This window comes from Kosakonia sp. S57 (assembly GCF_016516575.1).
GTDB classification, from domain to species: Bacteria; Pseudomonadota; Gammaproteobacteria; order Enterobacterales; family Enterobacteriaceae; genus Kosakonia; species Kosakonia cowanii.
This window is the reverse complement of the sequence record NZ_JACVUL010000026.1, coordinates 45,885-60,971: the sequence shown is the minus strand read 5'-3', so window position 1 is coordinate 60,971 and position 15,087 is coordinate 45,885. Positions and strand designations below refer to the sequence as shown.

Annotated in this window: 2 protein-coding genes; both read right to left on the bottom strand. The window is 59.1% G+C overall.

Translation table 11 applies throughout. The features are described from left to right. Positions 1–99 precede the first annotated feature (99 nt). Positions 100–387, bottom strand: coding sequence for a hypothetical protein (locus tag IAE48_RS20845; RefSeq protein ID WP_200135465.1), 288 nt, complete (start codon positions 385–387; stop codon positions 100–102). After that, positions 362–15,079, bottom strand: a complete 14,718-nt coding sequence (locus tag IAE48_RS24265) for a hemagglutinin repeat-containing protein (RefSeq protein WP_305067801.1) — start codon at positions 15,077–15,079, stop codon at positions 362–364. The genes IAE48_RS20845 and IAE48_RS24265 overlap by 26 nt, the downstream gene beginning before the upstream one ends. Between the last annotated feature and the right edge of the window lie 8 nt (positions 15,080–15,087).

Sequence of the window (15,087 nt, the reverse complement as noted above, 5' to 3'; positions counted from 1 at the left end):
TACTGATGGCAAGTCAAACGCCGTGGGATCCTCATAAGCTCTCTTACCGAGGCTGGTGGTTGACAGCGGAATCACATTGACAACGGGAATCCAGGGTATTTAGGGAGCCAACTTGATAGGGAAAGTTATCTCTCCACCTTCAATATAATCCCATATTATCTTGTGTAAATTCTTAAAAACTGAAGAATCATGAGGCATAAGTTCCATCAAAAAAGAATGTAGCTCATCAGAACTGACTAATTTTACCCCCCCAACCCTCCTCACTTCTGCCGTAAAAATTTCTTTACTACTCATATAGTTAAAGCACAGGGTGACTTTCTTATCTTCTTTCGAATATAAAATATTATCTATATATACTGAATCACTGGTTGAAGACGGCATTTCCATTCCAGGTTTCCTCAAAGTCTTTATAGGTCATTTTATAACTAGTGCCTTTCCATGGATCATTGATAAATACATTTCCTTTACTATCAGTACCTTTAACAACAACCCAATGTCCAATCCTACCGCCTTGCTCCCACATCATTGCACCCCATGAACCTGTTTTATTCAAGGCATCATAGGCTTCAAAACCAACAAATCCTCCACTCCAGTTATCTCCGCTATGCTTGCTCAAATCTCTGGCTAACTGCTCAGGGCTTTTCAGGCCAGTTCCTATCTGAGTTTGATCGACAAAGATTCCCCTATCTTTCAGCATGTTTTCACCGCAGGCACCGCCACAGGCTGTTGGCGTTAATTGTTTAACTACGTTTGGATCGACGACCTCATCCAGCACATTCCAGTTTCCACCGGCCCCGGCTTTTAGTTCGACAGGTTTTATAACTACCTTAGTGGCAGTACTACCACTCATCGGACCTTTCGCTGGTATTAAAGCGCCTGATAATACTCCTGCGACGTTCTCCAGCGCCTTCTGATCGCCATTCGCTGCTTTGAGTACGTTAGATTTAATCCCTTCCCACGCACTGCCATTCACGATGCTAGTCAGCGCATTTGCTGCCGCTGCATCCTTTTTAGAAATATTACTTTTCGCCTCATCACAGTAATCATTCTCGGTGGCGCATGTCACAAGCCCAGCGATCAAATCAAATGCTGTATCGCCACTCAGCATTGCTAAATCACCGCTTTCACTGGCTACATTAACCAGACCGTTTGCAATCTGAGAAGCAGTGTTTTCACCCAGCTTATCCCTGATCTGCTCTTTCCACCATTCGGCGCTCTGCCTTACTGATTCACGAGTCGTATCGCCGGTCAAAGAATTATTCTCAACCGTCGTTTTCCCGGCCTGCGCCGCAGCCACCACACTTGCGCTGCTGTCGCCCACCAGGCCGCCGGCAAGGCCGGATGCCAGGGTTGCCAGTGCGGAAACGGTCTGTTTCTCTTCCTCGCTCAGTTCACCAACGGTTTTATGGTACGCGTCAACGGCAATTATGCCTCCCAGTTCTCCGGTGGCGGCTCCTGCCGCTGCGGTCGCTGCATCTTTTTTGCTGGCTGCCGCCAGCGCGGCATTCACCACGGCGTGCGCCAGCACGCGTGCTTGCCAATCTTCTTTGGGAATTAACCTGGCAATCTCATTCGCCAGGTAAGGTGCGGCGCCACCCGCAATCGCTGATTTGAGATCGCCTCCCGCCAGCGCCTGCACTGCGGCGGTTGTGGCGGTGATGGCACGCTGAACGCTGCCGCCCGTGCCCTGCTGTGTTTTCGCAAACTCACGGTTATAGAAGGTCTGGTACATCTGGTCACTGATAGCCTCATCAGTAACCGGCTTCCCTGCCTTTTGCAGCAGGGTGATGGCTGCCGCGCGGTCTTTCTCATCCGCGTGTTGCATGCTGGATTTGGCGTTTTCCGTCGCGGTGATCTTCGCGTCGGTGCGCACAATATCCGAGACCTGGCTGCCAATCTCGCCAATCAGCTGTGCCGTTTGCAGGCGCCGTTGCTCTTTTTCCTTGTTAAATATCGGGTCGATGCTGCCGTTGGCATGCTCCGTGTCGCGGCTCAGCGTACCGACATCCTGCTGCTGATTGGCGGTATCGCGCACAATCACCGTACCGTCAGCCACCGCCGATTGCGTGGTGCCTTCGGCATGCCCGCTACCGCCGAGCCCGGTCAGCATGTTGCTCGCCATATTGCCGATCACGTTGCCGGCAATGCTTCCCCCGGTGCTAAACCCGCCGCCAACGTGTTCGACTTTGTAATCCGCTTTGTTGGCGATATCCGTGAAGCCAAGCGTACCGGTATCGAGCCGGTTTTTGTCAGCCTCTGCGCGGCTGGCAAGCACCGCGCCATCCAGTTGCGTATGGCTGCCGACCGTAACATCGAAACCACCTTTGCCAGCGAAGATCCCCGTCTGCTCCTGCACCGAGTCGTAGTTGCTCTTCATCTTGTCGCGGCTGTAGCTGAAGCTGCCACCCGCTCCGCTGCCGAAGGTGTAATTCAGCCCGCCGCTGACGCTCTGCTGCTTGCTGTTATAGGTGTCGCTGTCCTGTAGGCTGCTCAGCGTCAGGTCTCGGCCAACATCCGCCGTCACCTTGTCGCCATTAACCTGCGCACCCTGCAACAGGGTGTCGCGCCCGCTGCTCAGGCTGACATTTTGCCCGGCATCCAGCGTGCTCTCCTTCCAGGCGGTGCCGTTACCTTTCTCGCCGCCCTTGGCGGCGTTGCCGCTGGCGGAAACGGTAAACCCTGCGCCATCTTTTCCGGCGGTGATGCCGACGCCAAGGGAGCCGCCCTTGCTGGAGTTGCTGCCGGTGGTTTTCTGGGTATCAGCCGCGCCCGTGAGGGTGATATCACGCGCGGCATCGAGGGTGAGATCTTTCCCGGCTTTCAGCTGGCTGCCCGCAATGGCAATATCGCCGCTGTTCGCCGCCTGCCCTTTGCCGCTGGCGGTGATGCTGAGATCGTTCCCGGCGTTAAGGGTGCTGCCGGTATTGGTCTCCTGCTCCGAGTGGGAGGTGGATTTCGACGACTGCCCACCGATGGAGGCCATCACGCCGAACGCACCGTTCTTCGTCATGTCGCTACCGCTGACAGCGTCTGCCAGGCGGCTCGCCTGCCCGGCCTGAATGCCGGAAAGCGCCGCTTTGGTGGCCTGCAGTGCGGCCAGTCGTCCATCGCTCTGATCTTTGGCTTCCATGGCGGTGGTCGCCGCCGTGTTCACCGCATCGCCGACCGCGCCGGAGAGCGCCACCGTCAGGCCGCTGCTCTTCTGCCTGAACGTCTGGTCACTGACGCGTTTGTCACGGCCAGGTTCGACAACCACACTGTCACCGGAAAGGGAGAGATCCTTTTTAGCCACCAGATCTGCGCCGCCCACGTGCAGTTGCTCGCCGGCGTTAATCGCGCCATTGCCACCATTGCTGCCAATGGCGCTCATGCTCTGGCTCTGGGTGGTGCCCTTCTCTTTCAGATCCTGCGTGGTTTTGCTGGTGCCGATGGTGAAACCAATCCCGCCGGAGCCCATCAGGCCGCTCTTTTTCTTCTCTTTGAACTGCCAGTTAGAATCTGTGTTGGTGGCAGCCTCAATATTGACATCGTGACCGGCATTCAGCGCCACGTTGCCATCACCCACCACATTAGAGCCTTTCACCAGCAGGTCATTGCCGGATTTGAGGGTGATGTTATCGCCGCTCAGCAACGTGCCGGACTCGCGCGTTGCGCTCTGTTCAGAGATGGTGTGCGTGGTGGTTTTTTTCAGGAACCCTTTCTTGGTTTTGGTTTGTTCCTGGTAGTGGTAATCGCTTTCGGTGGCGGTCGTCAGGTTGATGTCACGCCCGGCCTGCACGCCGATATCGCCCTGCGCTGTCACCTGCGCCGCTTCGGCGTTCATATCGCGCCCGGCGATAATCGTCGTGCCCGCGCCGCTGGCAATCTCCGTACCCTGCTGGCGTACCTGCTCGTTGATAACGGTTTTTTTGCGGGCTTTATAACTGTCGCCCTGCGTCGTCTCTGCGGCTTGTAGATCGACATCGCGCCCGGCCTGCATCCCGACCTGCTGCTCTGCTGCCAGCCCGGCGGCCTGGGAATGGATATCCTGCCCGGCGGTGAGGATCAGGTTACCGCCCGCGCTGACGGTGGTGCGATCAAGCCCGGTGCTGTGACTTTCGCTGTTGCCGTTACGGCTGCTCTGGCGGGTCTGCTGCGCATTCAGGTTGAGGTCATTGCCCGCGGCAAGCGAAGCATCTTTCCCTGCGCGAACATCACTGGCGGTCAGCGTTAAATCTTCGCCTGCCTGCATGGAGAGCGATCCGCCCGCCGTGATGCCGCTGCCCTGATAGCTCACCGTCGACTGGCTGGTCGGCGTTTGACGCCGGAAGCCGGACTGACTGTAAGCATCGTTAATTTCAATGGCGTTGACGGCGATATTGCCGCCCGCGTCCATCAGTAGATCGCCGCCTGCCGCCAGGGTAGAGCCGGTGAGGGTGATATCTTTTCCGGCCGTGAGTGATAAGCCATCCAGCGCCGTGATACTGGCGATGCTGCCAAGCGTGGTGTCCTTCAGGCTTATCGTGCCGCCCTTGCCCTGCGCATTGAGCGCAAACTGGTCGGCCAGAGTGATGTTGTTGATGCTGCCGTCGAGGCTCTCAAGCGCTACCGTTTTGCCACTGATGGCAGAGCTGATGTTGTTGATATCGCCAACGGCGCTGAGATCGACATTGCCGCCCGCTTTCAGCAGCGCATCGTTGGTGTTGATAATCTGCGAGGCGCTGTTAACGCTAAGATCGTTGCGCGCCAGCAGCGTACTGCCGCTGTTGGTGACCTTGCCGCCATTAATGGTGACGTTGTTCCCGGCAATAACGCTGCCGTTATTAACGGTGACATCTTTCGGCGAGAGGTAAAGTTTCGGGATCATCACCGTTTCGCCGCCGATGGTCGCGCGCTCCCACCACAGGATGCTGTGGTCCAGCGCCGCAATCTGATCGGCGGTGAGCGCGATACCAAACTGCAGCCCCAGGGATTGCTTCGCGTTGGCGGCGTTATCCATCAGGTAGCGCATCTGCTCCAGATCGGAGCCGATACCGTTCAGGTAGCGGTTACCGGTCTGGTTCAGCATGGCATTGCTGACATAACGGGTATCAAATGCGGCATCACCGAGGAAACGGTAATCGTAATCCGGTTTCAGGTTGATGCGATCCAGCATGTAGGCTGAACCGAGGAACAGCTTCTCGTCGGTATACTTTGGATTGGTCTCGCGCGGCGCAACCAGTGTGGTCATGCCAGCCTTTACGAAGAGCGGGTTACCCGCCAAATCAGGCGTTGATACGCCAGCCCCGGTGATACCACCTGGCGCACTGACAAGCTTCGCGCCCTCTGACGGCGTCATTCCCTGCGGTAGCGAAGGGCCATTTACCTGGCTGACTGGCGTAATGCCGCCAGGTAACCCGGAAGAGTTCTGCCCGGTGGGCTTCGCCGCAGGGTTAACCCCGGCCGGCAGGTTCGCGGCGTTAAAGCCGGGCGCGGAGGCCGAAGGCGACAGCCCCAGCAATGCATTCAGGTCGCCGAACAGCGCCGGATCTAAATCACCCAGCCCGTCCAGTTTTGGGTTGAGGGTAATGAGATAGGGGCTTTTCGGGTTAGCCGACACCACGAAATAGCCGTTATTACCCGTTGGCAGCGGATAGGCGCTGGTATCAACGGTTTTCCCCTGGTGCTGACCGGGGCCGCTATTAGCGATATTTTTCAGCGCGGCTTGGGTAACATTGGCACTGGCCAGGCTTCCTGCACTGCCGAGGCTGGCACTGCCTTTCTGCTGAACGCTGACGGTGCTCAGCGCCGTTCCGGCGGTTGTGCCATTGTCCAGCGAACCGCCGCCGTTAATCTGCTGCAGCGCGTTTTGTAGCTGATCCTGCCACTGCGGCGAGTTGACGGACGCGGAGCCTGCGGCAAGCGCCTGTTTTGCCATGCTACCGCCAATACCCTGGTTGCTCAGGGTATTCAGTGCAGGAGCGGTAATCGTACCACTCACACCACCCGCGTTGGAGGTGGTAGTTTCGTTACTGATATTGCTACTAAAGTTAGCGGTTACATTACCACCGGCCTGGATAACGGCGCGATAGCTCTGACCATTTACAGCTTCTGTGGTTTGCCCACTTAATTCGTAAATAAAATAGCCACTACTTGATGGATCTATGACCTTCTTAGATCGAGAAGTATCCGTCGTGGATGCATATTTGTATGTGTAATACGCTGTTACGGTTCCATCCTGATAGCTCTGGTTATTGAGATCAGTACCGTATAACGCAATATTTCGGGCACTTAGAATTCGGCTTGCTTTATTATCCAGCGCACCTGCAAAGATAGATATATCACGCCCGGAAACTACACCGCCTGCACCACCGTTGGCGTTTACTGAACTATGGGTAACTGATGAGGCTATTTTTTGGATCTGATCTTTATCGCCCGGTACAAATTGCAGTTTATTTTTTTTCAGGCTTTCAACTGGGAAATCCTTAATACTCAAATATAACTTATCCTGAATAGCCCCCGGCTGGGTTACAGGTTCAATCCAGCTATTAACACTCAACCCATCCCGCTGATTCAGCAGATGCCCGGTTCTGATGGTGATATCACCACTCTGCGTCTCAATATTCCCTGACGTGTTAACGACTTCACTATTCGCATTCCCCGCCGCATCACGCTGCATCGACAGGTTATTCCCCGCCAGCATATCGCCACGCTGGTTGGTAATCGTGTTCGCATAGAGCGCCAGGTTATTCGCCGCGTAGAGCAGCGCGGTGTTAACAATGTTTCCCGGCGCGCTGAGCGTCAGGCTGCCGCGGGTGCCGGTAAAGCCGTTTACCGCGATCGCGTCGCGGCTTAACAGCGTCACATCACCGCCGCCCTGCAGAGAGCCATTACCATTCAGCACAATCGTGCTGCCGCTTAGGGTGCTGCTGCCGTTGCCGGTGGTGATTTGCCCGTTGTTCGTCAGCTGCCCGCCTGCCCTCAGGTTGACCGCCTGGCCCTGCATCACAGACTGGTTATCAATTGCGCCATTGCTGCTGATGTTCAGATTTCTGCCCGCCGCCAGCGCCGTTTTAGCGGTAAAGGCATCGGCGAGTTGCAGCGTCAGGTTGCCCAGCGCAACCACCTGCCCCAGCGCATTCATCCCGGTTGCGCCAACAAACAGATCGCCGCCGCTGAAGAGCTTGCCGCTGGCAGACTGATTCACTTGTGAAGCATTGACCGTCAACTGGCTGTTGCCCAGCAGCGTGCCGTTGTTGGTGAGCTGGGCGTAATTAAGTGCCAGGTTGTTGGCCTGGGTGGTGCCCTGGTTAGTGAAGGTGTTGCCGGTCAGCGTCATCTGATCGGCAAGCAGCGTCCCGGTGCCTGCGTTATTGGCCGCATTGAGGATCAGATTGGTGGCCTGTAACCAGCCCGCGCCGCTGTATTGCGGGGTGGTTAAGGTCAGACGCGCGCCGGAGAGGAGTTTGCCCGCATTTATTGCCTGCGCGGTGCTCTCAATGCGCGTTTCGCCCGCGCCCTGAATCAACCCGTAGTTGAACAGCGATGGTGCGGTAAGCGTCAATCCACGGCTGCTCACCAGTTCGGCACCCGCATTGTTGGTCAGCGAGCTCGCCGTAAGCGTAAGATCACCGCCCTGGATTTTGCCCTGGTTGCCCACGGTGGTGGCGGTAAGTCCCAGCGTACCGTTGCTGGCAAACGTGCCTCGCGCCTGCTGGGTGAATGCGCCGTTGAGCGTCGCGGTCGCGCCGTCGCGCCCGCTGATGGCGCCGCTGTTATCGAGTGTGTTGCCCTTCAGCGTAAGGGTGGATGCCGCCCACTGCCCCTGGTTGGTGAGCGAGAGCGCCTGCAACGCCGCCGCGCCCATGGCGGTAATTTTACTGCCCGCCGTGGAGTTGAGATTGCCCGTAAGCGTCAGGTTTAGCGCCCCGGCGCTCTGCACCGCGCCGCCATTCTCCAGCGACTGGGCCGCCAACAGCACCCGGTTCCCTTGCCAGTTCCCGGCGTTACGCACCGTCCCGGCGGTAATATCGAGCGTGCCCTGAGTGAGTAGCGAGCCCGTCGCGCCGTTGCTCAGCTCAAGCGCCGGTGCCACCAGCGCCATGCGCGCCAGTGTGGTGACAGCGGGTTGACGATTATCCAGTTGCAGGCCTTTCAGCCCGATCAGTTTCCCGGTGTTGGTGATGCGGCTCTCATGTGCCGCCAGGCTGTTGCCCTGCAGCATGCCGGTGTTGGTCAGCGACTGGCCGCTCAGCGTGATATCACCGGCGCTCAGCATCTGCCCGTCGTTATTCAGCGTCTGGGCGCGTACATTCATTCCACCCTGGCTGGTTAACGAGCCGGACAAGGCCAGCGTATTGCCGACATTCGCCGTCAGCTCACCCTGGCTCAGCAGCGAGCCACCAAGCGTCCAGTTATCGGCGGCCACATTGACCTGGCTGCCCTGCAACGTCCCCAGCGTGGTGAGCGATCCGCTATCCAGCGTCAACATGCCGCCGCTCAGGGTGCGCGATCCCGCTCCGGTGGTCAGCGTGTCACCGCTCACCGCCAGGCCATTATTGCCCTGCAATAAGCCGTTGTTGTGCAGGCTTGGGCCCGTTAACGTCAGGGTATTGCCGGTGATGCGTCCGCTGTTGGTGAGGGTTTGCGCGCGTAAATCGGTCGCGCCGCCGCTGACCAGTTGCCCGTCGTTGATGAGATCTGCGCCGTAAACCCCGGTCAACCCCTGCAGGCCGTTAACCAGACCGCGGTTGTTCAGGCTCGAACCGTTTAACGAGACGGTGCCACCCTGCACTGTTCCGCCATTTTCCAGCTTGCCGGCATTGAGCGTCATGGCGTCGCCGGAGAGCAAACGACCGCCCGCATTATTGAGTAGCGTGTCCGCCGTGGCCTGCAGCCCGTGCGTTCCCTGCATCAGCCCGCTATTGCTGAGCGCTCTGCCCTCAAGGGTCAGTGACTGCGCGGCGATGTCACCGCTGTTGATCTGTGTATCGCCACGCAGCACCGCGTCCTGATGGGCAAGCAGAGTTCCGCTGTTGGTCAGCGTGCCGCGCAGTGTGGCGTCGAGAGCGTCAGACTCCACGCTGCCCCCGTTGACCAGCGTGAGCGCATTCAGGGTCAGCCCGCCGTTCACATAGAGCTGCCCCTGGTTCTCCAGCCGATCGAGATTCAGCGCCAGCGCGTTGCCGCTGACCAGTTGCCCCTTGCTGCCATTCAGCAGGTTAAGGGTGCTGAGCGTCAGGGCATCATTGCCCTGCAACAGGCCGGTGTTGGTCAGTTCAGGCGCGGTAAGCCGCAGTACTTTTGCCGCCAGCTTGCCGCCGTTCTGGGTTTGCGCAGTGCGGATATCCGCCGCGCCCTGGCTCAGCATCTGCCCCTGGTTATCCAGCTTGCCGCTAAGGGTGGCGTTAAGATCGTCCTGCGCCTGCAGGGTGCCGCCGTTGTGCATATTGTCGGCGGTTGCAGTAACGGTGCGGCCCTGCATCTGCCCCTGGTTATCCAGCGTGCTTCCATTAAGCGTAAGGCCGTTGCCGCTCAGCATCTGCCCACTGGCCGCATTCACCAGCGAGGCTCCATCCCAGGCGAGCGTGTCGCTGCCCTGAATCAACCCGCTGTTGCGCACATCGCCGTGCAGGGCGAGCACTTTAGCCATCAGCGTGCCGTCATTCTCGCTGCCTGCCGCCTGGAGCGTCATTGCCTGCTGGCTGATGATGCGCCCCTGGTTTTCCAGTTTGCCGCTAACTTCGGCATTCAGGCCATTTTTGCCCAGCGCGGTGCCGCTGTTGAGCCACTCGCCGGTGGCTAAATCCAGCGTATCGCCCTGCAACTGCCCGGCATTGACCAGGCGACCATTTTTAACGCTGACGGCGCCATTGCTCAGCACGACGCCGCCCTGCTCATTGGTCAGGCTGGTGCCGGTTGCCGTCAGGCCGTTCGTGCCCTGCAACGTTCCACTGTTGGTGATATCGCCCTGCATCAGCGTCAGGGTGTTACCCGCCATCAGGCCGCGGTTAAGCAGCGTCGGTGCGCTGAGCGTCAGGCCGCTCTCTCCGATGATGCGCCCGTTATCGTGGTTTATCGCCTGCCGCGTGAGCGTCAGCAGCAGCGAGGTGGCGGTCAGCTCACCGCGGTTCTCCAGACTCTGCGCCGTCACGCTGCCGGTCTCTGCCGAGACCAGCCCGTCATTCACAATACTGGCTGAATTAAAGGTGAGATTTTTGTCGGCCAGCAGACGCCCGCTGGCGGCATTGGTCAGGTTACGGTAATCACTGGAGAGGCTGACGCCGTTGATCTCGCCGTCATTGATCAGCGTGTTGCCACCAATATGCAGATCGCCATCGGTGGTGATGAGACCGCTGTTGGCTAATTCAGGGATGGCGAGGGTGAAGCCCTGCGTGGAGTAGATCGTCCCGCCGGAGAGGTTATCCAGTTTGCCGGTCTGAAGATCGAGTACGCGGGTGCCCTGCAACAGGCCGCTGTTGCGGATCTGCCCGCCGTTCATCGCGAGGGTGTCGGCAACCAGCGTGCCGCTATTCGCCAGCGTATTTTGTACGTTTAAATTGATGCCAGCAGCGCTGGACTTGCCGCCGTGGCTCAGCGAATTAGCCTTAACAGCCAGCGCGCCTTTGACCGCCTGCGTCCCGTTTAGGGTGACGCTGTCCGCATCGAGGGTCATATCGCCCCCGCTCTGCAACTGCGCCTGTTGCTGGCTGCTCAGCGTCCCGGCGTGAACAGTAAGCGCACCGCCAGCGTTAACCTGCCCGTCGAGATCGGCCCGCGTTTGTGCATGCAGCGCCACATTGCCGATACCGGTAATGGTTGAGCCCGCGCCGCTGGCGAGCGTTCCGGCCTGCACGCGCAGTGCGCCATCGGATGCCAGCGTGCCGCTGTTTTGCACCCGATCGCCCGTGATATCAAGAGCCTGCCCCTGTACCGTACCGGCGTTGTTAAGCGCCGTGACAGTAGCGGTGAGCTGGCCTTTTGCCGCCACCGCACCATTGTTAGTGACTTCTCCGCCGCGTATCTGCGCCGCGCCCGCTGCGTTCAGCGTGCCGCTGTTTTGTATGGCGTCGCCGCCGATATCCAGCGTCTGGCCCTGCAACGTGCCGCTGTTGATAAGCGTCTGGCTATCGGCTGTTAGCTGGCCTTTTGCCGCCATCGTTGCCCGGTTATCCAGCAGCCCGGCGCGCAGTTGCGTATCACCCGCAGACAAGGTTGAGCCGCTGTTGCGCAGCGTATCAGCAGCGATCTCCAGCGTCCGGCCTTCAAGCGAGCCGCTGTTATCAAGCGTTGCGCCTTCGGTGGTTAAGCGCCCTTTGGCGGTGATCGCGCCGCGGTTTTCCAGCGTGTTGGCACGCAACTGCGCGTCGGAAGTAAAGGTCAGCTCCCCCTCGTTGCGTAACGTATCGCCGGTGAAGCCGAGGGAGAGCGCCTGAATGGTGCCGAGGTTATTGAGATGGGGAATGTTTAACAGCAGGCCCCGCACCGAATAGATCGAGCCGCCGGTCTCGTTATCCAGTTGCCCGGTGTTCAGGTTCAGCGCCTGGGTGCCCTGGAGCAGGCCACGGTTGGCAATCTGCCGTGCGTTCAGCGCCAGGCTATCTGAAATCAGCGTGCCGCTGTTGGTCAATCCATCCTGCGCGGTGAGTGCAATGCTTCCCGCACTCGTTCGGCCGCCGTGGTTCAGGGTGTTGGCCTTCACCTCCAGCGTTCCTTTCGCCCACTGCGCGCCGTTAAGCGTGGCGCTGTCGGCGGCGATCGCCATCTTGCCGCCGCTTTGCAACTGGGCGGTGCTGGTCAGCGTGCCTGCCTCAACCTCCAGCGATTTGTCGGCGTTGAGCTGCCCTTGCAAAGAGGCGTCACGTTTAGCTGAAAGCTGGAGGTCACCTTTGCTGTTGAGCGTGGAGTCAGCCGTTGTCGCCAGGGAACCGGCATCGATGCGCAGTGCGTCATCCGCGACCAGCATGCCGCTGTTGCGTACCTGATCGCCGCGCATATCGAGGGTTTTACCTTGCAGCGTCCCGCTGTTTTCCAGCACATCACCTGCAATGCCGAGCGTCAGCCCCTGCATCACTCCCTGGTTGTTCAAGCGGCCAGCACTGGCGTTCAGGGCACCTTTTGCCGCCACGTTACCGCGGTTCTCCAGTTGTCCTGCTTTTAGCACCAGCCCGGTATCGGCAAGCAGCTTGCCCTCGTTTTGCAGCACATCGCTGGTGGCATTAAGCGACAGCCCCTGGATGGTGCCGCTGTTGTGCAGTTGCGGAGTGTTGAGGATCAGATCCTGGGCGGTGTAGATCGTGCCGGTCGCCTGGTTCTCCAGCCGATCCGCCTGCAAATTGAGCGCCTGGGTGCCCTGAATCTGCGCGGTGTTGCTAACCTGCGCAGCATGCAGCGCGAGGTTATCCGCGATCAGCTTCCCGCTGTTGTTGATGCTATCTGTTGCCGTCAGGGCGACAGAGGCTCCACTCATCTCTCCGCTGTTGTTAATATTCTGTGTCGCCTTCAGGGCAACGGCAGCCGCGCTTGTCTGCCCGCTGTGGTTAAGGGTTTTCGCCGTTACATTAAGCGCGTCCTGCGCGATTTGCGTCCCGCTCAACGTCGCCTCATCCGCGTTAAGATCCATGCGGCTCTTGCTTTCCAGACGCCCGGCGTTGGTTAGCCAGGTAGCGTTAGCGGTTAACTGGCCTTTCGCCGCGATGCTGCCCTGGTTTTCCAGTTGCCGTGCCTTTAACCACAGGCCGGTATCGGCAAGCAGCGTGCCCTCGTTTTGCAGCACATCGCCCGTCGTGCTGAGCGACAGCCCCTGGATGGTGCCACTGTTGTGCAACTGCGGAATGTTGAGGATCAGATCCTGAGCGGTGTAGATTGTGCCGGTCGCTTGGTTCTCCAGCCGATCTGCCTGCAAATTGAGCGCCTGGGTGCCCTGAATCTGCGCGGTGTTGTTAATCTGCGCGGCATGCAGCGCAAGGTTATTCGCCAGCAGCGACCCGCTGTTGTTGATGCTATCTGTCGCCGTCAGGGCAACGGCAGCCGCGCTGGTCTGCCCGCTGTGGTTAAGGGTTTTCGCCGTCACGCTCAGCGCATCCTGCGCGATTTGCGCTCCGCCAAGCGTCGCGTTATCCGCACTGAGATCGACACGCCCCTTGCTTTCCAGACGCCCGCGGTTATTAAGCTCAGTCGCGCTGGCGGTGAGCTGGCCTTTCGCCGCGATGCTCCCCTGGTTTTCCAGTTGCCGAGCCTTCAACCACAGGCCGGTATCGGCAAGCAGCGTGCCCTCATTTTTCAGTACGTCGCCGCTGATACGCAGCGACAGCCCCTGCACCGTGCCCTGATTGTTCAGCTGTGGCAGGGTGAAGTTGAGATCTTTTGCTGAATAGAGCGTGCCGCTGGCCTGGTTATCCAACAGGCTGGTGTTCAGGTTCAGCGCGTCGGTGCCCTGAACCTGCCCGCTGTTGCTGATGTGCGCTGCGCCGAGAGTCAGGTTATTCGCCACCAGCGAACCACTGTTGGTCAGGGTGTCACGGGCATTGAGATTGAGCGCGCTGGCGCTGGATTTGCCGGTGTGCTGGAGCGTGTTCGCCGTCACATCCAGCGCCCCGTTCGCCTGCTGAGTGCCGTTCAGCACTGCATTATCAGCGCCGAGCCGGATATTACCGTTGCTTTGCAACTGCCCACTCTTGCCATTGTTCAGCCAGCTGGTGTCGGCGGTGAGTTGCTGTTTTGCTGCGATGGTTCCCTGGTTATCCAGTTGCCCGATCTTCAGTTGCGTATTGCTTTCCGACAGCAACGTGCCGCTGTTATGCAGCACATCGCCGGTCAGGTTGAGTGAGCGCCCCTGAACCGTGCCCTGGTTGTTGAGTTGCGGCAGCGTGAGCGTGAGATCCTGTGCGGAGTAAAGCGTACCGCTCGCCAGGTTATCGAGTTGAGTGGTGTTGAGATTCAGAGCCTGGGTGCCCTGAAGTTTCCCGCTGTTGGTGATGTGCGTCGCGCCCAGCGCCAGCTCTTTCGCCACCAGCGAGCCGCTGTTGGTAAGCGTGTCCTTGCCGGTCAGCGCGATGCGATTCGCCGTAGAGGTTCCGCTGTGGGTGAGGCTTTTTGACTTAACCTCCAGCGTCTCTTTTGCCACCTGAGTGCCGTTCAGCGCTACTGCCTGCGTCCCGGCAATGACCATATTGCCGCCGGTCTGATGGCTTCCGTTTAGCGTCACGCTCTCGCCGCTCGCGGTTAACGATCCGCTGGCGACACTCTCCCGGATGACCATTTTCCCGTTGGCATCAAGCTGGATGTCGCCCTGCCGCGCGGCCAGGTTGCCGAGGTTCACCCCGACGCCTTTTTCGGTCGAGACCAGATGAATACGGTTGGCATACATGCCGCCGAGCGCGCCGGTATCCACCGCCACGACCGGGGCCGCGCCTTCGCCAGCAATTGGTGTGGCGTTTCCGCTGGCATCGACGCGGTTAGCGCCTGCGGTTACCGTTAGTGCTTTCGCATGGATCGCGGCGTTCACTTCGGTGGCGCGGGAGATCAGCGACAGGGCATCGCTCGCGCTGGCGTCCAGCCCCTTCCCTTCCACCGTAATGGTGCCTTTTCTCACCTCCAGCGCAGAGAGGTTGCCCGCCGCGTCAAACTGCGGTTTACCGGTCGTCAGCGTAGCATTCGGCGTGTTGATAAAGCCGCAGCCGTTACAGGTGATGCCATACGGGTTGGCGACCATAACATTCGCCGCTTTCCCCGCCACTTCGGTATAGCCCTGCAACTGGGAACGGCTGCCGCCGGTGACTTCGTTGATAATGCCGCGCGCTTCCTGGCCTGCGCGCAGGTTCGGGTTGTTCTGGACAAGCCCGCCCAGCTGCGTCTGCGTAAGCTGACCGGTGGCGTTGTTGAGGATTAACCCCTCGGCACCGACGTTGTAATCTTTGAACTGGTTATGGGAAATACCCGCGCCGTTCGGCGTGGCGATATTGACCACCGGCACGCCATTGGCGGCCTTATCCATGGTGGCCGGGCCATTCGGCGTGATGGCCGCGGCAAAGGAAGGCGCAACGGGCTGCCAGACCAGCAGGCTGATGATCAGCCAGCTCAGCGCGCGTTGTGAGAAACGAACAGGTTTGACAGTATCCATTGCCTTCT

Bases quoted from the DNA above. Each gene is read 5' to 3' on its own strand.
- IAE48_RS24265 (WP_305067801.1), bottom strand. From the start codon at position 15,079: ATGGATACTGTCAAACCTGTTCGTTTCTCACAACGCGCGCTGAGCTGG.
- IAE48_RS20845 (WP_200135465.1), bottom strand. From the start codon at position 387: ATGGAAATGCCGTCTTCAACCAGTGATTCAGTATATATAGATAATATT.